We start from the raw sequence: 23,979 nt of genomic DNA, 5'->3' as shown, positions 1-23,979 counted from the left end.
AGCGCCTCTCCCGAGAGGTCGCCGAAAGGTACATTTTCGGAGTAGTCTTTAGCAAGGTCGGAAGCACGCCATCGGGCAATCTGCGCGCTGCGGAGATTTGTTTGGACACTCCTCCCTCTCATGACGACCAGCTCCGCGGCATGGCGATGGCCCTGCGTCACTGGTTCGAGGTTCGGGATGTGGAGGCCGAGCAGCGCCGGCTCGGCATCCTGCCGTCCCGGCCGAACGACAGCTCATACGACAAGGGTCTGCGCCCCCTCGCGCTGACCACGCTGCCGCCCCAGCTGGTGCGGCTGAAGTCCGATGCGCCCATGGTGACGCTGCATTACATGCAGGACGTCTATGACGATGGGGTGCTGCGCGCCGACCCGTGGCGCTGGTGGTTCGCCTGGATCGCCATCGAGCTGATCGCGCGCTCCGGCCCGGATCGGCAAGGGGAACGCGCCCGCCGCTTCGTCTTGGAAGACCCCTCGCTGGAAACCGTCCGCCGCCAGGCCTCGCGCTGGCTGGCTGCCGCCCCGGCCCGTATCCATGCCGTCCAGGATCGGCTCTCGGCGCTGGTCGACCATGCCCTCGACGAGGCCGACTCGCCCGGCCGCACCATCGCCGAGCGAGTCAGGCGCAGCGTGGCCAACCTGGACATGACGCTCGCCGAGGCCATGGCCAACGAGGCGGGACGGGTCTCCGCGTCGATCACCGGCCGCCTCTCGGAACGCGCCCGCCGCGGCTGAACACCGCACCTTGGCCGGCGACGTCTCAATCGACGGGCCAGATTTCATAGCGCAGCGCTGACGAAATCCGCACCAGGGCCAAAAACTCGCAAAAGATTCTCAATCGAAGTGAAAAATTGGGCCGTCAATCAGCTTGCTGCCTTTAGGACAATGCATATACTGACCGCAGTCTGCATGTAATGAAGACAATATCCATAATGCTGGTGGGTAATTGGGATCTATGCTGAATCGCCCTCTCCTGACCGTGCACGACGCGGCATCAATGCTCCAAGTACAGGAAGCCACCGTACGGTCCTGGATTCGGGATAAGCGCATCCGAGCCATCAAGCTCGGCAAGGAGTGGCGGATCGCGCCGCAGGATCTCGAAGCGTTCCTGAACGAGAACACCAATCTTACGAACTGAAGCGCCGGCCGGTCCGAGAATGGAACTCCGCTGAAAACAGCGGAGGAAACTCCGTATTATTTTCCAGGCTCTACAGGTCCGGACCGGCAGCCAATCCGCCCGGGCGTCGCGGGTCGGTCATGCCCCGGAAGCCGTCCGGCGCGGACAGCACCGACTGGGCCGCGCCGAAGGCCCTCCCGACCTCCACATTATGGCCCATCGCCGCGAGCATAGCGGCCGTATCCGGAGAAATCCCCTCCTCGACCCAGAGCCGGTCGGGCTGCCACTGGTGGTGCACCCTCGCCGCCACGGTCGCCTCCGCCAGATTCATGCCGTGGTCGACCAGGTTCAGGATGAGCTGCAGCACTGTCGTGATGATCCGACTGCCATCCGGACTGCCCAGCGCCCCGACCGCGCGACCGTCGGCCAGCAGCAGGGTCGGCGTCATGGACGACAGCGGCCGCTTGTGGGCGGCCACCGCATTCGCTTCGCCGCCGATCAGCCCGTAGGCGTTCGGCACGCCCGGCTTGGCCGAGAAGTCGTCCATTTCGTTGTTGAGGAAGATGCCGGTGCCCTTGGCGACAATGCCGCTGCCGAAGCCGAAATTCAGGGTGGTCGTCATCGACACCGCCCCGCCCTTGCGGTCCATGACCGAAAGATGGGTGGTATTGGCGCCCTCCGGTTTCGGAGACCCGGGCTGCACGGCCTTGGAAGGGGTTGCACGGGTCAGGTCGATCCCGGCCCGTAGCGCGTCGCCATAGGCCTTCGAGATGATCCACTCCAGCGGCACGTCCCAGAAGCCCGGGTCACCCAGATGCACCGCCCGGTCGGCATAGGCCCGGCGCATCGCCTCGGTCATCCGGTGCAGGGTCGCCGCGGAATTGTGCCCCAGCGCGGCCAGGTCCCAGCCCTCCAGGATGTTGAGCATCTGTACCAGATGCGCCCCGCCGGAGCTGGGCGGGGGCATGGAGGCGATACCGACGCCGCGATAGCTGCCGAACACCGGCTCCCGCCACACGGTGTGATAGCGCGCGAGATCCTCGCGGGTGATCGGCCCGTGATGGCGCGCCATTTCGGCCGCGATCAGCTCGGCGATGCCGCCCTGGTAGAAGGCGCCCGCCCCCTGCTCCGAGATCTGCCGCAGGCTCGCGGCCAGATCCGGCTGGCGCAGCACGTCGCCCGGCTGAAGCGCCGTGCCGTCGGGGCGGGCGATCACCGCCATGGTCGCAGGCCAGGGTCGGAACCGGTCCATCCGTTGCTCGATGTTGCGGCTGAGGGTGCGGGTGACGGGGATGCCCTCCTCGGCCAGCCGGATCGCCGGGGCCATCACCCGTTGCCGCGGCCAGGACCCGAAGCGCGCCAGCAGGTCGAGATATCCCGCAACCGATCCCGGCACGCCGACCGCGTGGTGGGAGTACCGGGAGCGCTCGCTGTCGACCTCGCCGTCTGGACCGATGAACAGGTCGCGATGGGCGGCGGCCGGAGCCATCTCGCGGAAGTCGAGCGCGTGGGTGGAGCGATCGGCCGGGTGATGGACCAGCGCGAAGCCGCCGCCGCCGATATTGCCGGCCTGCGGCAGCGTTACCGCCAGGGCAAACGCCACGGCCACCGCCGCATCCACCGCATTCCCGCCGGCGGCCAGGACGTTGACGCCGACCTGCGTTGCGGTGGCTTCCCGGCTGGCGATCATGCCGCCGCTCGCCTCCGCCGGGAACAGTCGGTCGGCGCCGGTCAGCTCGGCCGGGGTGAAGGCCTGGGCCCAGGACGGGGCCCAGGACGGGGCCCAGGACGGGGCCAGGACCCCGCCCGCCAACAGGCCGCCCGTGAAATGCCGTCGTGTCAACATGGCCGCATCTCCTTCGCCCGACAGGATACGTGCAGAACCATGCCAGAAACCATGCCGAGCACGACCGGCATTCGTGCCAATTGACCCATTAATACCCCAGATCACGCGCCCTATCTTTTGCGAAACGGAACGATACAGCATCCTCACTTGGAGAAGGTGTCATGAACCAGATGAGTGCGTCGCCGAGCGCGGTGGGGGCCCAGAGCCGGTCCGGCCGGTCGATCACCGCCCCTCTGGGCTTCACGGTCCCGCAGGACGAGAAGCCGGTGTTTCACAGCTCGGCCCTGACCGGTGGCGCCCCGAAGATCTTCTTCCAGGTGGAGGAGATCCCGGTGGAGATCGCCGACATGCGGCCGATCGCCGACGATCTGGATCTCGACCGCCAGGGTTTCACCCTGAAGAAGCACCCCACGGCCGTCGCCGACCTCTATGATGACGATGCCGTCACCTCCACCTACTACGACGAGGTGGTCGAACTGGTGAAGCAGGCGGTCGGCGCCACCAAGGTCGTGATCTTCGACCACACCCGCCGCTCGGACAGCGGTGCCGGTGCCGCCAACAAGGACGGCGCCCGCGGCCCCGCCTCCCGGGTCCATGTGGACTACACCGCCGCCTCCGGCCCGAAGCGCGGCAACGACGCACTGGGGGCTGGCGAGGTGGAGGCGATCCTGGCCAAAGGCGGACGGGTCGTTCAGGTCAATGTCTGGCGGCCGATCACCGGCCCGGTGCAGCGCGCCCCGCTCGCCCTGGCCGACGCGGAGTCGATCGCCCCGGACGCCCTGCTCGCCACGGACCAGGTCTTCCCCGACCGGGTCGGCGAGATCTACCAGCTCGCCCATCAGCCGGGTCAGCGCTGGTACTGGGCGCCCGAGATGACCCGCGACGAGGTGCTGCTGATCAAGGGCTGGGACACCAAGGACGGCGTGTCCAAGTACACCCCGCACGGCGCCTTCCAGATTCCTGACCAGGATCCGAGCGCGCCGCCCCGCGAGAGCATTGAGGTGCGCACCTTCGCGGTCATCGAAGGCTAGCCTCCCGCGCAAAAAATTTCGGGAACGGACGGTTCCGCCGTTCCCGATCCCCCGGAACGCGCCGGTCCCGAAAATCGGCCAGCCGGGAACCGCTGGATCAAATCCGCCCGCTTCCGCTCCTGTTATGCCACCTTTCAGCGACCTGAAAGGCCCGCACTTCCTTTGACAGCGCCCGTGTCCGCGCCTATCAACGCGCCAACCGCAACCGGGGACACGGGTTTCCGATGAACCATCTCGACTCCCTCGAGGCGCAGAGCGTCTACATCCTGCGCGAGGCGTTCAACAAGTTCGACCGGCTGGGCATGCTCTGGTCGCTCGGCAAGGACTCCAACGTCATGCTCTGGCTGGCGAAGAAGGCGTTCTTCGGACACGTCCCCTTCCCCGCCATGTTCTGCGACACCGGCAAGAAGTTCCCCGAGATGTACGCCTTCCAGAAGGAGTACGCCGAGAAGTGGGGGTTGAACTTCATCCGCCGGGACTGCCCGCCGATCGAGGAGATCGACCCGACCCTGCCGCCGGCCGCCCGCTCCGCGGCGCGCAAGACCGAGGCGCTGAAGCGGCTGATCGCCGAGTTGGACCTGCAGGCGGTGATCGCCGGCATCCGTCGCGACGAGGAGGCCACCCGCGCCAAGGAACGGGTCTTCAGCCCGCGCGGCGAGAACGCCGAGTGGGACTTCCGCGACCAGCCGCCGGAATTCTGGGACCAGTTCAAGACCGACTTCGCGCCGGGCACCCATATCCGCGTGCACCCGCTGCTGCACTGGACCGAGCTGGACATCTGGCTCTACATCCAGCGCGAGGGCATTCCGCTGGTGCCGCTGTACTTCGCCAAGAACGGCAAGCGCTACCGTTCGCTCGGCGACATGGACATCACCAACCCGGTAAACAGCGACGCCGACACCGTGGAGAAGATCATCGCCGAGTTGCGCGCCACCAAGGTGGCCGAGCGCAGCGGCCGGGCGATGGACCATGAGGCCGAAGACGCGTTCGAGCGCCTGCGCTCCGCGGGATACATGTAAGAGAGTCCGCCCAGATGACTGTCCCTCCCGTTACCGATCTCGCGCCGATGAAGCTCGTCATCGTCGGCCATGTGGACCACGGCAAGTCGACCCTGATCGGCCGCATGCTGCACGACACCGGCTCCCTGCCCGACGGCAAGATGGAGGCGGTCCGCGCCATGTCCGAGCGGCGCGGCATGCCGATGGAATGGGCCTTCGTGCTCGACGCTTTGCAGGCCGAGCGCGACCAGGGCATCACCATCGACACCACCCAGATCTTCTTCAAGACCCCGGTTCGGCCCTACGTCATCATCGACGCGCCGGGCCATAAGGAGTTCCTGAAGAACATGGTCTCCGGCGCCGCCTCGGCCGATGCCGCGATTCTGGTGGTCGATGCCAAGGAAGGCGTGCAGGAGCAGACCCGCCGCCACGGCTACATCCTGCACCTGCTCGGCCTCGACAACGTGGTGGTCGCGGTCAACAAGATGGACTTGGTCGACCATGCCAAGGACCGCTTCGAGGAAGTGGCCGGCGAGGTCCGTGCCTATCTGAAGGGCATGGGCATCACCCCGGCGGCCATCCTGCCGGTCTCCGCCCGCCACGGCGACGGCCTGGCGAACAAGTCGCAGAACATGCCCTGGTTCACCGGCGAGACGCTGATCGCCTCGCTCGACGCCCTGGCGCCGAAGCCGCTGCCGGTGGAACTGCCGCTGCGCTTCCCGATCCAGGACGTCTACAAGTTCGACGAGCGCCGCATCCTGGCCGGCCGTATCGAGAGCGGGAAGCTGAACGTCGGCGACACCCTGCTGTTCAGCCCGAGCAACGCCCGAGCAAAGGTGCAGTCGATCGAGGCCTGGAGCGTCGACGGCCCGGTCCTGTCGGCCTCCGCCGGCCAGTCCATCGGCATCACCCTGGACGACCAGCTCTTCGTCGAGCGCGGCTTCGTCGCCAGCCACGAGGCCGAGCCGCCGGTCCAGACCAACGTGTTCCGCGCCCGCATCTTCTGGCTTGGCCGCGCGCCGCTGGAGGTGGGCCGTCGCTATAAGCTCAAGCTCGCCACCCTGGAGCACCCGGTCGAGGTGCAGGCGATCGAGCGGGTGATCGACGTCTCCGACCTGTCGGAGCGCCCGGCCGACCGGATCGAGCGCAACGAGGTCGGCGAGGTGGTGCTGCGCGCCCGCGCCATGCTGTCGGTGGACGAGTTCACCGCCAACCCGCGTCTCGGCCGTTTCGTGCTGATCGACGGCTACGACATGGCCGGCGGCGGCCTGGTGTCGATGGACGGGTTCCACGACCTGCGCCGGGCCAACGCCCCGACCTCGCAGAACATCACCGCGGTGGAGACCCGGGTCACCACCGACGCCCGCTGGGCGGCCAACGGCCACAAGTCCGGCGTGCTCTGGCTGACCGGCCTGTCCGGTGCCGGCAAGTCCACCCTGGCCCTGGAGCTGGAGCAGACCCTGTTCCGCAAGGGCTGGCAGGTCTATGTGCTCGACGGCGACAACATCCGCTTCGGCCTGTCCGCCGATCTCGGCTTCGCGCCGGAGGACCGGGAGGAGAACATCCGCCGGGTCGGCGAGGTGGCGGCCCTGTTCGCCCGCGCTGGCATACTGGTGATCACCGCCTTCATCTCGCCCTACCGCTCCGACCGCGACCGCGCCCGCGCCGTCGCCCCGGACCTGTTCCACGAGGTCTATGTGAACGCCGGGCTGGAAGTCTGCGAGGAGCGCGATCCCAAGGGTCTCTACAAGAAGGCGCGCAAGGGCGAGATCCCGGAGTTCACCGGCATCTCCGCCCCCTACGAGGCACCGGAAGCCCCGGAGGTGGAGGTCGATACCGGCTCCCTGTCGCTTGCCCAATCTGTGGAGCAGCTGCTCAGCTACGTGGAAGCGAATTTCGCCACCAAGGGAAGCTGAACGGCCATGTCTGTGCAGGTCGAACTGGTCGAGGGCAAAGGCGACCCGCTGGAGGCCGTCCGCAGGCAGGCGATCGACTGGCTCGGCGAGCATGCAAAGCCCCATGGCGTGGCCTGGAACTTCCAGGAATTCGCCCTGCGGGCCCTGCGCGACGGAGAGCTGGTCGGCACGCTGGTCGGCAGCACCAACCTGCACTGGCTGCATGTGAGCCTTCTGGCGGTCCGTCCGGCGGAGCGTCGCGGCGGGGTCGGCGGAGCGCTGCTCGCCCGGGCCGAGGAGCTCGCCCGCGGGCGCGCGTGCATCGGCGCCTGGCTCGACACCTACGACTTCCAGGCTCCGGACTTCTACCCACGCTTCGGCTATGTGGAGTTCGGCCGGATCGAGGATATGCCGCCCGGCCACCGGCGCTATTTCTTTACCAAGCGCCTGTAGAACCGCCCGTCAGCCCGCCCCCTGCGCGGATGTGACAGGTTGATGGGGACCGCCCGCCGCGCCATTTTCCGGCGCTGAGACGGCGAGTTCGGCGAGACTGCCGCTTCCGGCAGCGGGGAAACCCGCGAGGAGACGACCATGGACTACGAGGCCTATTTCCGGGACCAGCTCGACGCCCTGCGCGGCGAGGGCCGCTATCGGGTGTTCACCGATATCGAGCGGCACCAGGGCGCCTTCCCCCGTGCCACCCGCTATCGCGCGGGCGGCACCGGCGAGGTCACCGTGTGGTGCTCGAACGACTATCTGGGCATGGGGCAGTTTCCCGCCGTGCTGCAGGCGATGCATGAGGCGCTGGATCGCTCCGGCGCGGGCGCCGGCGGCACGCGCAACATCTCCGGCACCAACCACGACCACGTGCTGCTGGAGCGGGAACTCGCCGACCTGCACGGCAAGGAGGCCGGGCTGCTGTTCACGTCCGGCTATGTGTCGAACTGGGCTGCGCTGGGCACGCTGGCGGCGCGCATGGCCGGCTGCGTGGTGCTGTCGGATTCCGACAACCACGCGTCCATGATCGAGGGCATCCGCCATTCCCGCGCCGAGAAGGTGATCTGGAACCACAACGACCCCGAAGACCTCGACCGCAAGCTGTCCGAAATCGCCCCGAACCGGCCCAAGCTGGTGGCGTTCGAGAGCGTCTACTCCATGGATGGCGACATCGCGCCGATCGCCGAGATCTGCGATGTGGCCGAGAAGCACGGGGCGATGACCTATCTCGACGAGGTGCATGCGGTCGGGCTCTACGGTCCGCGCGGCGGCGGCATCTCCGAACGCGAGGGTCTGGCGCACCGGCTGACGGTGATCGAGGGGACCCTGGGCAAGGCGTTCGGGGTGATGGGCGGCTACATCACCGCGTCGGCGGCGCTGTGCGATTTCGTGCGCAGCTTCGCCTCGGGCTTCATCTTCACCACCGCGCTTCCCCCGGCGGTCGCGGCGGGTGCGCGGGCGAGCATCCGCCATCTGAAGACCAGCAACGTCGAGCGCGAGGCCCAGCGCGACCGGGTGGCCAAGGTCCGCGCTGGCCTGGATTCCGCCGGCATCCCGCATCTCGCCAATCCGAGCCACATCGTCCCGGTGATGGTCGGCGACCCGGTCCATGCCAAGCGGATCAGCGACGAGCTGCTGGACGAGTTCGGGATCTACGTGCAGCCGATCAACTACCCCACGGTTCCGCGCGGCACGGAGCGCCTGCGGGTCACGCCGAACCCGTCGCATTCGGATGCCGATATCGCGCACCTGGTGGCGTCGTTGGAAACGATCTGGACCCGCTCGGGGTTGAAGCGGGCGGCGTGACACGGCGCACGATCCGTCGTCCCCTCCCAAACCGCACTCCCCGGCCCTGTGCCGGGGCCCACGCCAAGAACCGCGCGAGCGGATCGATAGAAAGCCCCCACCGACCAGTCACGCCGACGAGTAGGCCCCGGCACAGGGCCGGGGAGTGCGTTTGGTTGAGGGATTGATGAAGGCTGAGCCTGACCCGTCAGGCCGCCCTCTCCAGCCCGAACACCCGCTTGGCGAACCCCGGATAGATCTCGGCGATCTCGCCGGCGATGCGGCCGCGCATCAGGGCCAGGGTTTCCGCATCGGGCAGCGGCGTCGTCGGCACCTCGGCCGGCACGTCATACGCGAACCCGGTGTTCTCCGCGATGCTCTCCACGCTCTCGCCCGGATGCACGCTCTTCAGCACGAAGCGCTGCCGCGCCTTGTCCACGTCGAACAGGCAGCGGTCGGTGATCATCGCGAAGGGGCCGCCCGGCCGGTAGACGTTCGGGTCGGAGAAACCCGGGGCGGAGATGAAGTCCACCTTCTCCACCAGGGTCCGCTTGGTGTGCTCCAGCCGGAACAGGATCACCCGCGGCACCACATAGTACAGATAGCCCGACCCGAACGAGCCGGGAAACCGCGCCTTGGGCAGGTCCGGGTCGCCGATGGACACCAGGTTGATGTTGGCCTTGCCGTCGATCTGGGCGCCGGAGAGGAAGAAGGCGTCGATCCGCCCTTGCCCGGCGCAGTCGAACAGCTCCTTGCCGCCGTCGGAGAAGAAATTGTGGTCCTCCGAGCCCAGCACCGACACCCGCGTGCCGCCACCCGATCGCGCCCGGGCCAGTAGCGCCGCCGCCCCCGGCACCGGCGATGACGCGCCGACCGCCACATGGCGCAGGCCCTCCAGCATCCCGGCGATGGTGTGGATCAGGATCTCTTCCAGCTGAACGTCGGAGCCGCTCATTCCGCCGCCTCCCGGCCGGTCACGAACTCCGCCAGATAGGACGCAAAACCCTCTTCCGTCTTCGCCATCTCGGCATAGCGCGCCAGGTGGCCCTGATCGGCGACCAGGTCGGTGGCGGGCAGGCCCTGGGGCCAGCTTCCCTCCTTCGCCTCGGCCAGGGCGGTGACGTAGAGGCCGGGGATGGTGCCGGCCTTGGTCACCGGATCGGCCATCAGGTCGCCGTCGACGATCTCCTCCACGGTCACCAGCGTGTCGCGGGCGGCATGGGCCATGACCATCAGCTCGCGCCGCACGCCGATCCAGACATTGCCGTGCCGGTCGGCCTTGGCGGCGTGGAACACGGCGAGGTCGGGCGTCAGGGCCGGGATCGCGACCACCGGATCGTTCTCGCCGAACGGGTTGTCGATGACCTTCCAGTCGGCGCGCCGGGCCAGGATGTCGGAGCCGATCAGCCCTCGCATCACCGAGAACGGCGCCCCGCGCTCGGCCGCCTGCAGCCCGGCATGGATGGCGGGACAGGTGGCGTCCTTCACGACAATGCTGCCGGCCTTGACCGCCGCGGTGAAGCGGGGTGCGAGCCCATGCTCGCCCAGGGTCACGGCGGATGTCTCGGCCACCCGCACGCAGCCCGCCCCGATCAGCAGGTCGCCGTGATAGCCGAAGACCGGCACGCCCACGAGGTGCAGGTCCTTCACCCCGCGGCGGATCACCGCCCGCCACAGGGCGTTGGCGCAGCCGGAATAGTCCGGCGGCAAGGCGATCATGGAGCCGTCGCGCACCTTGGCAGCAAGCGCGTCGAGGCTGGTCACCATTTCGGTCATCGTTTTCCTCCCGATGTTGGCGGAAGTCTGCGCCCCTCGCGGGTCGGGATCAACGCCCGCGCCGGCATCGCACTGCTGCCACAAGCTTACTGGCCGAAGCCCTCCACCGGGGCGACGTAGCTGCGGTAGGTGGTGTTCGGCGCATAGCCCGCGTCGACCGGCAGGGTGACGCCGGTGATGGCGGCGGCCGCGTCGGACAGCAGGAAGGCGATCGGCTCGGCGATGTTGCGCGGGGTGACCAGAATCTTCAGCGCCCCGGCATCGCGGATCGCCTCCGGGTCGCGGTGGCCGCTGTCGATGCGCGCCTGGATCGCCGGGGTGATGGTGTAGGTCGGCGCGACCGCGTTCACCCGGATGCCGTGGATTCCGTACTCCACCGCCAGGATCTCGGTCAGCGCCTTCACCGCGACCTTGGAGACGTTATAGCTGGGGATCGGCAGCGCGGTGAAGCTGTTGATCGAGGCGAGGTTGACGACGGCCCCGGCCTGGCGCGCCTTCATCCGGCGGCAGGCGGCGACGTTCACCGACCAGGTGCCGCGGTAGTTCACATCCATGATCCGGTCGGCCTCGGCCCGGTCCATGCGCTCGGTGGTCATGGCGTTCTGCAGGATTCCGGCGGAATGCACGACCGCACCGACGGCGCCGATCTCGCTCTCCACCCGGTCGAAGAAGTCCTCCACCGCCGCGTCATCGGCCACGTCAAGCGCCAGCGCATGGGCCGCCGCCCCGGCGGCCTTCAGTTCCGCGGCGGCCTTGGCGGCACCCTCGGCGTTCATGTCGGCGATGACGAGCGTGTCGCCCCGTTCCGCCAGCACATCCGCGCAGGCCCGGCCGATGCCGCTGGCACCGCCGGTGATGACACTGATCCGGCTCATGTTTCCTCTCCCGGGGCTGCGCCCTCTGGTGTTCTGGTTCGTGGTTGATTGGCGGCGATCATGGCAAGCGCGCGGGGGCGGCGGCAATGGGGGTAATGCGCGCTCCCTCTTCCCCTAACCCTACGCTCTCCCCGGCCCTGCGTGTTCAGCCCGGAGAGATAGCGGACAGGTGTTCGGGGAGATGGTTGACACTTTAGGCATGTGATCAGCGCGGGAGGCTGGGCATGCCGTGGAGAGAGGTGTCTGCCATGGAACAGCGTCTTGAGTTTGTGACGCTTGCGTTGTCGGAAGGGGCGAACCGTCGGGAGTTGTGCCGGCGTTTTGGGATCAGTGCGCAGACGGGCTACAAATGGCTCCGGCGGTGGCAGGATGGGGCGGAGGGTCTGTGTGACCGCTCGCGGCGGCCGCATGGGAGCCCGGCGCGGACAGCGGCGGACGTGGAGGCGGCGATCCTGGCGGTGCGCGATGCGCACCCGGCGTGGGGAGCGCGCAAGATCGCGCGCTGTTTGAGCCGCGAGGGTCTTGCCGCACCCGCCCCGTCGACGGTGCATGCGGTGCTGCAGCGTCATGGTCGGATCGGTGGCGGGAGCGGCGGCGACAACCATCACTACCGGCGCTTCGAGAAGCCGGCGCCGAACCTGCTGTGGCAGATGGACTTCAAGGGCCGCGTGCCGCTGGCCGGCGCCGGCTGGTGCCATCCGCTGACGGTGATCGACGATCACTCGCGCTACGCGCTTTGCCTTGCCGCCTGCGGCGACCAGCGCACGGCGACGGTGCGCAGCGCCCTGGAAGGGGCCTTTTGCCGCTATGGCCTGCCCGAGGCGTTCTTCCTCGACAACGGCTCGCCCTGGGGCGGTGGCGTGCCGGGACAGTGGACGCCGCTCGGCGTGTGGCTGCTCAAGCTCGGCGTGGAGGTCATCCACAGCCGCCCCTACCATCCCCAGTCGCGCGGCAAGAACGAGCGCTTCCACCGCACCCTCAACGCCGAACTGTTGGCCTGCAACCGGTTCCGCGACCTCGCCTGCGCCCAGAGGGCCTTCGATGCCTGGCGCAGCGTCTACAACACCCGCAGGCCGCACGAGGCTCTCGGCCAGGAGGTGCCGGCGACCCGATACGCCGTCTCGCCGCGTCCCTTCATCGATCCGCCGCCCGAGATCGTCTATGACGACGGCGAGACGCTGCGCACCGTCAACCAGTCCGCCAACATCAGCTTCCGAAACCGCCTCTGGCGCGTGCCCAAGGCCTTCCGCGGTGAACGCGTCGCCATCCGGCCACGCGACCGCGACGGCCGGTTCGGCGTCTTCTTCGGCGCCAGGCGCATCGCAACCATTGACGTCAACAACGACGAAAACACTAATCCGGAAACCGTCAGCCATGTCTCCGAACAGGCGTCAACCTTCTCTCCGGGCTGAACACCCTGCGCCGGGGCCCAGAGAGGGCGCGCGTTGGAGCGCATGAAAGTTACCTCGAGCGTTCCATCGCGCGGATGGCTGGGTCCCGGATCAGGTCCGGGAAGACTAGTGGAGGAAGGGCCGGATCCAGCCCCCTACTCCCGGAACGTCACGAAGTCCTCGAGCGGCGCCCGCTCGGTGATCAGCGTGTTCTCCGGTCGGTCCCAATCTGCATAGCCGAGCGACATGCCGCAGACGATGGCGTCGATCTCCTCCAGCCCGAGGGTCTCGCGGATCACCGCGTGATACGGCGCGAAGGCCGCCTGGGGGCAGGTCTCCAGCCCGTGGGAGCGGGCGACCAGCATCACGTTCTGCAGGAACATCCCGTAATCGAGCCACGACCCGATCTCCAGGTCCCGGTCGATGGTGAAGATGAGCCCCACCGGCGCATCGAAGAAGGTGTAGTTGCGGCCGTGCTGCACATGCATCTTCTCGGTGTCGCCCTTGGCGATGCCGACCAGGCCGTAGAGGTCCCAGCCGACCTTGCGCCGCCGCGCCAGATAGGGTTCGCGGAACTGCTTGGGGTAATAGGCCCACTCGCCCTTGTGCTCCTCGCCGCTGTCGAAGGCGGTCATGATCGCCGCCGACAGGTCCTCCCGCGCCTTGCCGGTCAGCACATGCACCTTCCAGGGCTGCATGTTGGTGCCCGACGGCGCGCGGGCGGCGATCTGCAGGATACGTTCGACCGTCTCGCGCGGGACCGGATCGGGTTTGAAGCCGCGCACGGAACGGCGCTGGCCGACGGCCTCCTCCACGGGGTTCAGGCCGGAAACGGGAAGCGGGATACGGGGCGCATGATCTGTCATGTCGCGACGCTAGCCAGTTCCCGTCCGATCATCCAGAGCCCGAGAAGCAACAGTGCCGTGAAAAGCGCGCGGCGAAAGGCCTGCTCCGACAGAAGGCCGCGCAGCCGGCGGCCGATCTCCATGCCGAGAAAGGCGGGAATCACCCCCGCGAGTGTGCCCAGCGCCGCCCCGCCGCCGATCAGCCCACGTCCACCGAGGCCGAGCGCCAGGGCCAGCGTGGCGACGGTGAAGGTCGCCCCCATCATCTGCACCAGCCGGTCGCGGCCCAGCGCCAGGGACTGGAGATACGGCACCGACGGGATCACGAAGGAACCGGTCATGCCGGTCAGCAACCCGGTGACCAGGCCGCAGACCGGACCGAGCCAGCGCTCGCGCGGCCCCGGTTGCGGCCAGGGCGGGGTCAGCAGGCCGAGTGCCGCATAGAGCGCGATGGACGCGCCCAGCAGGATCACCAGCAGGTCGGTCGGCACTGCGGCGACCGCGCCGGAGGTCGCCAGGGTACCCAGCGCCACCGCCCCCAGGAACGGCCAGAACCGGCGCAGCATCGCCGGGATGTCGCCGCCGGTCAGCGCCTGCTGCAGGTTGGTGAGAAAGGACGGCAGCAGCATCGCCGCCATGGCCGACGGCAATCCCAGGATCGGGGTGAGCAGCGCCAGACTGACCGTCGGCAGGCCGAGCCCGACCACACCCTTCACCAGGCCGGCGAGAAAGAGAACGCCGACAATGGCGGCGATATCCGTGAGATCCGTCATGACAGGACCCTAGGCGCCGCCGACGAACGAACGCTACGGCGCCGAGCGAAGCATCTCGTAATGCGGGATGCCGTCCTCGTCATACGGCCCCATGACGGCGGCATAGCCGAGGCTCTCGTAGAACTCCTTCAGGTAGGCCTGCCCGTTCAGCCGCACCGCCGGCGTGCCGAAGCTTGCCTCCGAAAACCGGTGGCACTCCGCCATCAGCAGCCTTCCCACGCCGCGTCCCCGCGCCGACGCCGTGGTCAGCACCCGGCCGACCGCCGGCTCGGCGTAGTAATCGCCGGGCGCGAACAGCCGCGCATAGGCCAGCAGCAGGCCGTCGCCAGGATGCCCGTCATAGCCGAGCAGGTGCAGGGCCTTGGGATCCTTGCCGTCGATCTCCGGATAGGGGCAGTCCTGCTCGACCACGAAGATGTCCACCCGCGCCTTCAGGATGGCGTAGAGCTGGTCGCGGTCGAGCTGGTTCCAGCGGTGCCAGCGCCAGGTCACCGGCGGAAGCTGCACCGCACTCACGGTCGGCTCGCCTGCTGGGTGGCCATGCCGCGCCGGACGTCCAGCACGGCGGTCAGCGGCACCAGGGTGAAGCCCGCCGCCTGCGCTTTGGGGATCCAGGCCTCCAGCACGTCCAGGGTGTTGTCGCGGGGATGGCCGATCGCGATTGCCGTGCCGGCCTTGCGGGCCACCTTCTCGGTCTGTTCCAGCCGCATCGCCACCTCCTCCGGGCTGTCGGTATTGTCGAGGAAGACGTCGCGCACGGTTGTCGGCACGCCGTAGGAGGCCACGGTGGAGGCGGCCACGCTCTTCGGCGAGGTCAGGCTGTCCAGGAACAGCAGCCCCCGGTCGCGCAGCCCCTCGGCCACCAGGCGCATCCCCTCCTCGCTCTCGGTGAACAGGCTGCCCATGTGATTGTTGATGCCGACATAACCGGAGAACCGGGCGAGATCCCAGTCCAGCCGGCTCAGCACCTCGATGGCACCCAGCCGCATGTCCAGCGCATTCGGCCCCGGATCGGCGTCCTCTCCATGCGGCTGCATGGGGATATGGACCAGCAACTCATGACCGGCCGCACGCGCGGCGGCGGTCTGCGCCTCCAGCCCCTCGGCATAGGGCAGAAAGGCGAGCGTCATCGGGGCCGAGAGCGCCACCGCCCGGTTGGACCGGCGCACATCGATGCCGAGATCGTCCAGCACGATGGCGATGAACGGCCCGCCGCCGGAGAGATCCGCCGCGACGGCATAGCGGCGCCAGGCCGGCAGGTCTTCGCGATCCCCGACCGGTGGCTTGGGCGGCAGGGCTGCCACCTGGGGCACGGCTGTCGCGGCCACCGGCTGGGCCATCGTCTCCGCCGGTTTCGCCGCCTCCACGGCCTTGGTCATTTTCGGCAGCGGAATATCGGGTTGCACCGCCGACGCCTTCGGCGCCTCGGCCTTGGGAGGAAGCGGCTTCTGGGTCGGTACCGGAGCGGGCGCGGCCGCCTGGGGCGAACCCAACAGGTCGCGACTCGCACTCAGCTCGGGCAGTGCGGCACCGCCGGCGATCCAGGCACCCACCGCGATCCCGCCGCCGAACAGGACGACCGCAGCAACAGCCGCCACCCCGGCACGCCGCAGGAACCCGCCACCGGACGGGGACGTCTTCTTCCTGCTGCCTGTGGGCTTCCTGCGCTGTGCCGCCATGCTAGCCGCTTCTCTGCCGGTCCTGGGGTTGATAAGGTAGCACGCAACGGCTAGTCCGCTACATAAACAACCGTCTCCAAGCGATTGAAATGTTTCTGCTGATCGATAACTACGACAGCTTCACCTACAACCTCTACCACTTCCTCGGGGAGCTGGGCGCGCGGTTCGAGGTGCGGCGGAACGACAAGATCACCGTGGACGAGATCATCGATCTCAACCCGGAAGGCATCGTCATCTCCCCCGGCCCTTGCGATCCGGACCGTGCCGGCATCTGCCTGGAGTTGGTGGAGCGCTGTGCGGCGACCATCCCGATGCTGGGCGTGTGCCTCGGTCACCAGACCATGGGCCAGGCCTTCGGCGGCACCGTCACCCGGGCGCCGGTGCCGATGCATGGCAAGGTGTCGGAGGTGCAGCATACCGGCACCGGCATCTTCGAGGGCCTGCCCTCGCCCTTCGAGGTGACCCGCTACCACTCGCTGATCGTGCCGACCGACGGCTGGCCGGATGTCTTGGAGAAGACGGCCTGGACCGAGGACGGCATCGTCATGGGGCTGAAGCACCGCGAGTATCCGTGCTACGGCGTGCAGTTCCACCCGGAGAGCATCGCCTCCCAGTTCGGCCACCGGATGCTGGCCAACTTCCTGCGCCTGGCCGGGTTCAACGGTGAGCCGATCCAGCCGATCGAGGAGATCGAGGCGCGGCTGAAGAGAACCGGGACATGAGCGGCGATCTGGGGGACATGAAGGCCCTGATCGCCCACGCGGCGACCGGGGAGCCCCTGAGCGAGCAACAGGCGGAGAGCGCCTTCGACATCATCATGTCGGGCAATGCCACCCCGGCCCAGGTCGGCGGCTTCCTGATGGCGCTGCGGGTGCGCGGCGAGACCGTGCCGGAGATCACCGGTGCCGCCCGCGCCATGCGGGCCAAGGCGCTGAAGGTCGAGGTCCCCGCCAATGCCATGGACAATGTCGGTACCGGCGGCGACGGGGCGAAGACCTACAACATCTCCACCGCCGCCTCCTTCGCGATCGCCGGCGCCGGCGTGCCGGTGGCCAAGCACGGCAACCGGGCGCTCTCCTCGCGCTCCGGGGCGGCCGACGTGCTGACCCATCTGGGCGTGAACACCGATTGCGACATGAAGCTGGTGAAGAAGGCGATCGACGAGGTCGGCATCTGCTTCTTCATGGCGCCGCGCCACCACAGCGCCATGCGCCACGTGGCCGGCCCGCGGGTCGAGCTCGGCACGCGGACCCTGTTCAACATCCTGGGCCCGCTGTCCAACCCGGGCATGGTGAAGACCCAGCTCGTCGGCGCGTTTTCCAGGGACTGGATCGTCCCGATGGCCGAGACCCTCGGCAAGCTCGGCTCGACCCGCGCCTGGGTGGTGCATGGCGACGGCCTGGACGAACTGACCCTGTCCGGCACGACCCATGTGGCGAGCCTCCAGGACGGCAAGGTGGAGACGTTCGAGGTCACGCCGGAGGATGCCGGGCTGGAGCGGGCGCCGATCGACGCCGTGCGCGGCGGCGATCCGGAGCATAACGCCGCCGCCCTGCGGGAGGTGCTGGACGGGGCGGCCGGCCCGTATCGCGACATCGTGCTGCTGAATGCCGGGGCGGCCCTGGTGGTGGCGGGCATGGCGACCGATATCCGGGAGGGCGTCGAGATGGCGGCCGACAGCATCGACAGCGGCAAGGCCAAGGCGAAACTGGACGCCCTGGTCGAGATGACCAACCGGGAGAGCGCCTGATGCGCGACGTTCTGGCGGAGATCTGCGAGCACAAGCGCGGCGAGATCGCCGCACGCAAGGAGCGGCGGTCGTTGGCCGAACTGGAGGAACTGGCGAAGGCCGCGTCCAAGCCGCGCGGCTTCGCCAAGGCGCTGCAGTCGGCATCCAAGCGCGGCTACGGCCTGATCGCCGAGATCAAGAAGGCGTCGCCGTCCAAGGGCCTGATCCGCGCCGATTTCGATCCGCCCTCGCTGGCCCGCGCCTATGCCGATGGCGGGGCGACCTGCCTGTCTGTGCTGACCGACGAGAAGTATTTCCAGGGAGCGGACGCGTTCCTGGAAGCGGCCCGCGCGGCGGTGGAGCTGCCGGCCCTGCGCAAGGACTTCATGCTCGATCCCTACCAGATCGTGGAAGCCCGGGCTCTGGGCGCCGACTGTATCCTGCTGATCATGGCGGCCCTGGACGACGGCCTGGCCGCCGAGCTGGAGACGGCGGCCACCGACCTCGGCATGGACGTGCTGGTGGAGGTGCATGACGCCGAAGAGATGGAGCGGGCGCTGAAGCTCGCCTCGCCGCTGATCGGGGTGAACAACCGCAACCTGAAGACCATGACCACCGACCTCGCCACCACCGAGGCGCTGGCCAAGATGGTGCCGGACGACCGCACCCTGATCGCCGAGAGCGGGCTGTTCACGCCTGCGGATCTCGGCCGCATGGCCCGGATCGGCGCGCGCTGCTTCCTGATCGGCGAGTCGCTGATGCGTCAGGACGACGTGACCGCCGCGACCCGCAAGCTCCTGGCGGATCCGCTTCCCGCCGTCGCCTGAACCCACGGGCCTGAGAGAATGAGCGACTTCACGCATTTCGACGCCGCCGGCAAGGCGCATATGGTCGATGTCGGCGACAAGGAGGAGACCGAACGGGTCGCCACCGCCCGCGGCTCGGTCTATGCCGCGCCCGAAACGATCGCCCTGATCCGCGACGGTGGGGTGAAGAAGGGCGACGTTCTCTCCGTCGCCCGGCTGGCCGGCATCATGGGCGCCAAGCGCACCCCCGACCTGATCCCGCTCTGCCATCCCCTCGCCCTGACCTCGGTCAAGGTGGCGCTGACCATCGACGAGGCGCGCGACGCGGTCGATATCGAGGCGACCTGCAAGCTGAAGGGCCGCACCGGCGTGGAGATGGAGGCGCTGACCGCGGTGTCGGTCGCAGCATTGACCGTCTACGACATGGCCAAGGCCGTGGATAAGGCGATGCGCATCGGCGACATACGGCTGGTGGCCAAATCCGGCGGCAAATCCGGAGACTATCGCAGTGAGTGACGACCTGCTGCCGGTGTCGGACGCGCTGGCGCGCATCCTCGACGCCATGATCCCGATGCCGGCCGAAACCGTGGCGCTGACCGAGGCGCTCGGCCGGGTCACCGCCGAGCCGATCACCGCGCGCCGCACCCAACCCCCCGTCGCGGTCTCAGCCATGGACGGCTATGCGGTGCGCGCCCAGGACGTGGCCAGCGTACCGGCGACCCTGAAACGCATCGGCGCCGCCCCGGCCGGCGGCCTGTTCGAGGGAACGGTCGGCCCCGGCGAATGCGTGCGGATATTCACCGGCGGCCCGGTGCCCGCCGGCGCCGACGCCATCGTCATCCAGGAGGATGTAGACGCCGATAGCGAGGAGGACGGGGCGACCGTTACCGTCCGCGAGGGCGCTGCCGCCGGTACCTATATCCGCCCGGCCGGACTCGACTTCCACGCGGGCGATCTCGGCATCGCCGCCGGCCGGCGCCTGTCGGCCCGCGATATCGGCCTGGCCGCGACCATGAACGTGCCCTGGATCTCGGTCCGCAGGAAACCGCGTGTCGCCATTCTGTCCACCGGCGACGAAATCGTGCGTCCGGGCGAGCTGACCGATCCGATGCGTATCGTGTCCTCCAACGCCTATGCGCTCGCGGCGGTGGTGCGCGCCGTCGGCGGCGAGCCGGTCGATCTGGGCATCGCCCCGGATGACGAGGGCGCGCTGCGGCGGATCGCGGCCGGCGCGCGGGGCGCCGACATGCTGGTCACCACTGGGGGCGCATCGGTCGGCCGCCACGACCTTGTGCAGAAAGCCCTGGGCGACGGGGAGTTCGGCGCCGACGCCCTGGAGGTCGGGTTCTGGAAGATCGCCATGCGGCCGGGCAAGCCGCTGATTTTCGGCCGGTTCGCCGGGGTGCCGATGCTCGGACTTCCCGGGAATCCGGTCTCCACCGTGGTCTGTGCCACCGTGTTCCTGCGCCCCGCCATCGAGGCCATGCTGGGGCTGGAGACGGTCGGCGCCAAAGAGGAGCAGGCAGTCCTCGCCGTCGACCTAAAGGAGAATGACAGACGTCAGGACTATGTCCGTGCGACTTGGGAGATGGGGGAAGACGGCCGCCGCCATGTCCGCCCCTTCCCGCGCCAGGACAGCTCGATGATGTCCCGTCTCGCCGCCGCCGACTGCTTGATCGTGCGCCCCGCCCACGACCCGAGTCGCAAGGCCGGGGACACGGTTCGCGTGCTCTGCCTCGACGGCGACTTCTTGTCTATTTAGGCGAGTCGCGCCGGATACTGTCCCCCGACTTATCCACAGGCCTTGACCTGTCGGCGGATCAAAAGTAGAACATCGGTGTTTGTACCATTTTTGTTCGCCTGCAGGCTTACTCACCGGTAAGCGCGTCGGCGACGGAAAGCCGAGGGACCCGATGCTCACCCGCAAGCAGCACGAACTGCTGATGTTCATCCACAAGCGGCTGGAGGAAGGCGGGGTCTCCCCCTCGTTCGACGAGATGAAGGAGGCGCTGAGCCTCAAGTCCAAGTCCGGCATCCACCGGCTGATCACCGCCCTCGAGGAGCGCGGCTTCATCCGCCGCCTGCCCCACCGGGCGCGGGCGCTGGAGGTGCTGAAACTGCCGGAAGGAGCGGTGGCCGCGTCCGGCGGCGAGGCGGAGCCGGCGATCCGCGGCTTCGCCCCGAACGTGATCCCCGGCAACTTCCCCATGCGCAGCGGCGGGCGCGAGCAGCCGTCGGAGAGCGATGGCGGGTTCGAGCTGCCGCTCTACGGCCGGATCGCCGCCGGTACCGCGATCGAGGCGATCAGCGATCCGACCAGCACGGTCTCCGTCCCGCTGTCCATGGTGGCCGGGGGCGAGCACTACGCGCTGGAGATCGCCGGTGATTCGATGATCGACGACGGCATCTTCGACGGCGATACCGTGATCATCCGGCGCTGTGACACCGCCGAGAACGGCTCCATCGTCGTCGCCCTGATCGACGAGCGGGAGGCGACCCTCAAGCGCCTGCGCCGAAAGGGCAACTCTGTCGCGCTGGAGCCTGCCAACCAGGCCTATAAGACGCAGATTTTCGGCCCGGACCGCGTGCGCATCCAGGGGCGGTTGGTCGGCCTGATCCGGAACTACTGAAGCGTCTTGGGGGGCCGGGACCGCTCGACCCGCGGGCGGTTCCCTGAAAACGGCGCGGCGGCAGTCTGTCTGTCGCTTACGTGCGGGCGAACAGGTTGCCCCAGTCCACGCCCTTCACTTCCTTGACCCGCTGATCCTCGGCCCGGCGCTTGTCGCGCTCGACATAGGCCTTGTCCATGGCGTTGGAGCGGATCTGCTTGCGGTTGGTCAGGGAAATCTGCCCGAACAGATTGGATGCCCAGCGCTCGCGCGCGGGATTGTCCGTGGACGCCGCCTGCTTGATGGCGACATAGGCGAGGTTCTTCTTGCCGACGACCTCGGCCACGGAGTCCGCGAGGATAGCGAACGAGCATTCCCGAACCGGCATCCGCATCACGACTCCCCATCTTGGCCACAGCACAAATTATACATTGGATTTAATCGATATTGCGAAGCCGAAACAGTGAAAAGTTTTATCCCTTTGTTTCAAAACTCTAACCCGAGGAATCCTTCCGGAGCATTCATTCGTCCGCAGCCGGAGACTTGAAGCCCGCGGGATCGGGGACCCAGGGACGGTCGCCGCGGCGGCTGCGCACGGAATCCATCCGCGGCCCGGCCCGCTCCAGCCAGAAGGCATGGGCCCCGTCCCGCCGCAGATCTGGGCTGTGAACCAGGATGCTCGGTCCGGCGCAGTCGGTCCGGATCCGCACCACCGCGATCAGCACGTCGGCCGCCGCGCAGTCTTCCAGGGCGGCCTCATGACCGGTGACCAGGGACAGCAGCAGACCGTTGCGCCTCAGCGTGCAGCCGAGGTCGTCGCAGGCCAGGGCACCGGCCGCGGCGGCCGTGCCATCATCCCAGGCGGTCAGCGTCACCGCATCCTCCACGCCCCAGCGCCGGGCCCAGACCGACCGGGCGAACCGGTTGCCCCGGGTGTCCGACACCACCCACTGCCCCTCCCCAGACCGGCTCACCGCGGTCAGTTCACCGTCGGCGGAGATCAGCACGTCCGGCGGTGTCACGGTCAGCCACAGCGCACCCCCGGCCGCCACCGGCAGCAGGCCGAGCCAGCGCAGCCGGCTGCGCCAGATCGCCAGCCAGCAGCCCCCCAGGCACACCGCAGCCAGTCCCGAGACCGGTTGCGGATAGACGGCGGCAGAGGGCCCCGTCCAGCCCACCACCCGGTCGGCGACCGACAGGGTCGCGTCGATGCCCCAACCCATGGCCGGCAGCACCAGGGCCTCTGCGCCCAGCGGCATCACGAGCAGGGCGAGGATCCCCGCCGGCATGGTGACGAAGGCGGTCAACGGCACCGCCAGCATATTGGCGAGGATGCCGCCCAGGGCGATGGCCTGGAAATGGAAGGTGACGAAGGGCGCGGTCGCGAGGGTCGCGACGATGGAAGTCACCGCGACCCCGACGACGTACCGGACCGCCCGCATCAGCCAGCCGCCGAGCCCGCCGGTCAGCCTGCCGCCCTGGAACCGCCAGGTCTCGTACACCGCGACCAGGGCGACCACCGCTGCGAAGGAGAGTTGGAAGCTGGCGCCGGTCAGCACATCGGGCCGGATCGCCAGGACGGCGAAAGCCGCCAGCGCCACCAGCCGCAGGCTTACCGCCTCGCGGTCCACCAGCACCGCTGACAGCACCACCGCCGCCATGAGGAAGGCGCGCTGGGTCGGCACCGGCGCCCCCGCCAGCACCAGATAGGCGGCACTTCCGGCCAGGGCGACGCAGGCGGCGATCTTCTTCACCGGCCGGCGCAGGGCGACCCCGGGGATGAGGCACAGCGCCAACCGCACGCCGGCGAACAGGGTGCCGGCCACCAGCCCCATATGCAGGCCGGAGATCGCCAGCAGGTGGGCCAGGCCGGAATCCCGGAAGGCCGCCTGGGTCGCCTCGTCCAGCCCCGCCCGCTCGCCGACGATCAGGGCAGCCGCCACGGCCCCGGTCGGACCCGGCAGCGTTTCGGACAGGCGGTCGGCGATCCGCGCCCGCAAGGCTGCCACCGACAGCGACACACTCCCCGCCTCCCCGGCCGAGAGCAGAACGGGCTGTCCGACGGTGAACCCCACCGCTCCCAGCCCGTCGAAGAACGCGCCGCGCTGAAAATCGAAGCCGCCCGGCACCGAGGGCGGCGGCGGCGGGGTCAGGCGAGCGCGCAGCCGGACCCGATCGCCAATGGCGGGCACCGCCTCCCGCGACCGGCTCACCAGCCGCACCCGCGACGGCGCGGTGCCGCGACCGCCGACGAGCACGACCTCTCCCAGGGTGAGCCGGACATCCTCCGGTCGGCGTTCGACCCGCTCCACGACCCCTTCCACATCGGCCCAGACCGGATGGGTCAGCATCACCGTGTTGGTGGCCAGGGTCCGCAACAGGGCCGCCGAGCCGCCAAGGGCGATGAACAGGGCGATCAGCGCCGCCCAGAACGCCCCGTCCCACCGGCGCAGAGCCCAGGCCGCCGCGGCCAGGACCGGCAGCGGTGCCAGGGCGGCGGCCAGTGGCGGTTCCGACGGCAGGCCGAAATACAGCCCGATACCGGTGGCGAAGGCGACCGGCAGCCAGAGTGGCCAGCGCGCCCGGTCGGCTGCCAGCAGCCGGACGATGCTCCTCCCTACCGTCCTGCGGAACGGTGCTGACCGGGCGGGCGGCAGTACGACGGGGAGGGCCGCCGCCCTGGCCTCCGCCTGCCCCGCGACCGAGGGGGTGTGCGGTGGTCGCGCCTCGCGCGTGCCTGTGCTAGACACCGGGCCCACTTTCCCGCGCTTGTCGCCGGGAGGTGCGCCGTTCAGGCTCCCGTTCAACCGCTCGCGCATGTGAAAGGCTTT

At 68.7% G+C, this 23,979-nt stretch carries 24 protein-coding genes; 14 read left to right on the top strand and 10 right to left on the bottom strand.

Features of this window, described 5'->3' with window-relative positions:
- Positions 1-101 precede the first annotated feature (101 nt).
- Both ACOQOP_RS05365 and ACOQOP_RS05360 read left to right on the top strand, forming a co-directional pair.
- Complete coding sequence (locus ACOQOP_RS05365) at positions 102-731, top strand: hypothetical protein (RefSeq protein ID WP_420565292.1); 630 nt, start codon at positions 102-104, stop codon at positions 729-731.
- A 262-nt stretch (positions 732-993) separates the two neighbouring features.
- Complete coding sequence (locus ACOQOP_RS05360) at positions 994-1,134, top strand: helix-turn-helix domain-containing protein (protein ID WP_420565291.1); 141 nt, start codon at positions 994-996, stop codon at positions 1,132-1,134.
- A 70-nt stretch (positions 1,135-1,204) separates the two neighbouring features.
- On the opposite strand, the gene ggt is transcribed toward ACOQOP_RS05360, so the two are convergent.
- Positions 1,205-2,959 (bottom strand): gamma-glutamyltransferase, encoded by a 1,755-nt coding sequence (gene ggt, locus ACOQOP_RS05355; protein ID WP_420565290.1) that lies wholly within the window; start codon positions 2,957-2,959, stop codon positions 1,205-1,207.
- 161 nt (positions 2,960-3,120) lie between these two features.
- Here ggt and ACOQOP_RS05350 point away from each other — a divergent pair, with 161 nt between their 5' ends.
- From ACOQOP_RS05350 to hemA, 5 genes are all read left to right on the top strand, one after another.
- Positions 3,121-3,990 (top strand): CmcJ/NvfI family oxidoreductase, encoded by an 870-nt coding sequence (locus ACOQOP_RS05350; RefSeq protein ID WP_420565289.1) that lies wholly within the window; start codon positions 3,121-3,123, stop codon positions 3,988-3,990.
- Positions 3,991-4,214: 224 nt separating this feature from the next.
- Positions 4,215-5,009: a sulfate adenylyltransferase subunit CysD gene (cysD, locus tag ACOQOP_RS05345; protein WP_420565288.1), complete on the top strand. Its 795-nt coding sequence runs from the start codon at positions 4,215-4,217 to the stop codon at positions 5,007-5,009.
- 14 nt (positions 5,010-5,023) lie between these two features.
- Entirely contained in the window at positions 5,024-6,904 is a 1,881-nt protein-coding gene (cysC, locus tag ACOQOP_RS05340; RefSeq protein ID WP_420565287.1) for an adenylyl-sulfate kinase, read from the top strand.
- Positions 6,905-6,910: 6 nt separating this feature from the next.
- Positions 6,911-7,336 (top strand): GNAT family N-acetyltransferase, encoded by a 426-nt coding sequence (locus tag ACOQOP_RS05335; RefSeq protein ID WP_420565286.1) that lies wholly within the window; start codon positions 6,911-6,913, stop codon positions 7,334-7,336.
- A 138-nt stretch (positions 7,337-7,474) separates the two neighbouring features.
- Positions 7,475-8,686 carry a 5-aminolevulinate synthase gene (gene hemA / locus ACOQOP_RS05330; protein ID WP_420565285.1) on the top strand — a complete coding sequence of 404 codons (1,212 nt, stop codon included), beginning with the start codon at positions 7,475-7,477 and terminating at the stop codon, positions 8,684-8,686.
- A 187-nt stretch (positions 8,687-8,873) separates the two neighbouring features.
- Here the strand turns inward: hemA and ACOQOP_RS05325 are convergent, their stop codons facing one another.
- The 3 genes from ACOQOP_RS05325 to ACOQOP_RS05315 all read right to left on the bottom strand — a co-directional run bounded on the left by ACOQOP_RS05325 (position 8,874) and on the right by ACOQOP_RS05315 (position 11,316).
- Positions 8,874-9,620, bottom strand: coding sequence for a CoA-transferase (locus tag ACOQOP_RS05325; RefSeq protein ID WP_420565284.1), 747 nt, complete (start codon positions 9,618-9,620; stop codon positions 8,874-8,876).
- Positions 9,617-10,441, bottom strand: a complete 825-nt coding sequence (locus ACOQOP_RS05320) for a CoA transferase subunit A (protein WP_420565283.1) — start codon at positions 10,439-10,441, stop codon at positions 9,617-9,619. Before ACOQOP_RS05320 ends, ACOQOP_RS05325 begins: the two co-directional genes overlap by 4 nt.
- 86 nt (positions 10,442-10,527) lie before the next feature.
- Positions 10,528-11,316, bottom strand: coding sequence for an SDR family NAD(P)-dependent oxidoreductase (locus tag ACOQOP_RS05315; RefSeq protein WP_420565282.1), 789 nt, complete (start codon positions 11,314-11,316; stop codon positions 10,528-10,530).
- A gap of 224 nt (positions 11,317-11,540) precedes the next feature.
- On the opposite strand from ACOQOP_RS05315, the gene ACOQOP_RS05310 reads away from it, so the two are divergent.
- On the top strand, positions 11,541-12,728 hold the full coding sequence (locus tag ACOQOP_RS05310; protein WP_420565281.1) for an IS481 family transposase: 1,188 nt from the start codon (positions 11,541-11,543) through the stop codon (positions 12,726-12,728).
- A 134-nt stretch (positions 12,729-12,862) separates the two neighbouring features.
- Here the strand turns inward: ACOQOP_RS05310 and ACOQOP_RS05305 are convergent, their stop codons facing one another.
- The 4 genes from ACOQOP_RS05305 to ACOQOP_RS05290 are packed head-to-tail and all read right to left on the bottom strand — an operon-like array spanning position 12,863 to position 15,923.
- A complete protein-coding gene (locus tag ACOQOP_RS05305) occupies positions 12,863-13,573 on the bottom strand; it encodes a nitroreductase (RefSeq protein ID WP_420565280.1) in 711 nt (236 codons plus the stop codon).
- Positions 13,570-14,325: a sulfite exporter TauE/SafE family protein gene (locus tag ACOQOP_RS05300; protein ID WP_420565279.1), complete on the bottom strand. Its 756-nt coding sequence runs from the start codon at positions 14,323-14,325 to the stop codon at positions 13,570-13,572. The genes ACOQOP_RS05305 and ACOQOP_RS05300 overlap by 4 nt, the downstream gene beginning before the upstream one ends.
- A gap of 33 nt (positions 14,326-14,358) precedes the next feature.
- A complete protein-coding gene (locus tag ACOQOP_RS05295; protein ID WP_420565278.1) occupies positions 14,359-14,841 on the bottom strand; it encodes a GNAT family N-acetyltransferase in 483 nt (160 codons plus the stop codon).
- Positions 14,838-15,923, bottom strand: coding sequence for a divergent polysaccharide deacetylase family protein (locus tag ACOQOP_RS05290; RefSeq protein WP_420565277.1), 1,086 nt, complete (start codon positions 15,921-15,923; stop codon positions 14,838-14,840). Before ACOQOP_RS05290 ends, ACOQOP_RS05295 begins: the two co-directional genes overlap by 4 nt.
- Positions 15,924-16,093: 170 nt before the next feature.
- Between ACOQOP_RS05290 and ACOQOP_RS05285 the strand changes: the two genes are divergently transcribed.
- The 6 genes from ACOQOP_RS05285 to lexA all read left to right on the top strand — a co-directional run bounded on the left by ACOQOP_RS05285 (position 16,094) and on the right by lexA (position 21,169).
- On the top strand, positions 16,094-16,726 hold the full coding sequence (locus ACOQOP_RS05285; RefSeq protein WP_420565276.1) for an anthranilate synthase component II: 633 nt from the start codon (positions 16,094-16,096) through the stop codon (positions 16,724-16,726).
- Positions 16,723-17,754 (top strand): anthranilate phosphoribosyltransferase, encoded by a 1,032-nt coding sequence (gene trpD, locus ACOQOP_RS05280; protein WP_420565275.1) that lies wholly within the window; start codon positions 16,723-16,725, stop codon positions 17,752-17,754. Before ACOQOP_RS05285 ends, trpD begins: the two co-directional genes overlap by 4 nt.
- The gene (gene trpC / locus ACOQOP_RS05275; protein WP_420565274.1) at positions 17,754-18,560 is read left to right on the top strand and encodes an indole-3-glycerol phosphate synthase TrpC; all 807 of its coding nucleotides are present in this window, start codon (positions 17,754-17,756) and stop codon (positions 18,558-18,560) included. The genes trpD and trpC overlap by 1 nt, the downstream gene beginning before the upstream one ends.
- A gap of 18 nt (positions 18,561-18,578) precedes the next feature.
- The gene (gene moaC, locus ACOQOP_RS05270) at positions 18,579-19,055 is read left to right on the top strand and encodes a cyclic pyranopterin monophosphate synthase MoaC (protein ID WP_420565273.1); all 477 of its coding nucleotides are present in this window, start codon (positions 18,579-18,581) and stop codon (positions 19,053-19,055) included.
- Positions 19,048-20,301: a gephyrin-like molybdotransferase Glp gene (gene glp / locus ACOQOP_RS05265; protein WP_420565272.1), complete on the top strand. Its 1,254-nt coding sequence runs from the start codon at positions 19,048-19,050 to the stop codon at positions 20,299-20,301. The genes moaC and glp overlap by 8 nt, the downstream gene beginning before the upstream one ends.
- Before the next feature lie 151 nt (positions 20,302-20,452).
- Positions 20,453-21,169, top strand: coding sequence for a transcriptional repressor LexA (gene lexA, locus ACOQOP_RS05260; RefSeq protein ID WP_420565271.1), 717 nt, complete (start codon positions 20,453-20,455; stop codon positions 21,167-21,169).
- Positions 21,170-21,245: 76 nt separating this feature from the next.
- Here the strand turns inward: lexA and ACOQOP_RS05255 are convergent, their stop codons facing one another.
- Both ACOQOP_RS05255 and ACOQOP_RS05250 read right to left on the bottom strand, forming a co-directional pair.
- Positions 21,246-21,542: a hypothetical protein gene (locus tag ACOQOP_RS05255; protein WP_420565270.1), complete on the bottom strand. Its 297-nt coding sequence runs from the start codon at positions 21,540-21,542 to the stop codon at positions 21,246-21,248.
- Positions 21,543-21,669: 127 nt separating this feature from the next.
- On the bottom strand, positions 21,670-23,898 hold the full coding sequence (locus ACOQOP_RS05250) for a ComEC/Rec2 family competence protein (RefSeq protein WP_420565269.1): 2,229 nt from the start codon (positions 23,896-23,898) through the stop codon (positions 21,670-21,672).
- Positions 23,899-23,979 lie beyond the last annotated feature (81 nt).

It is taken from the genome of Thalassobaculum sp. (genome assembly GCF_965223715.1).
GTDB lineage: Bacteria > Pseudomonadota > Alphaproteobacteria > Thalassobaculales > Thalassobaculaceae > Thalassobaculum.
The sequence above is the reverse complement of the archived record's forward strand: the minus strand, read 5'-3'. Positions and strand labels throughout refer to the sequence as shown.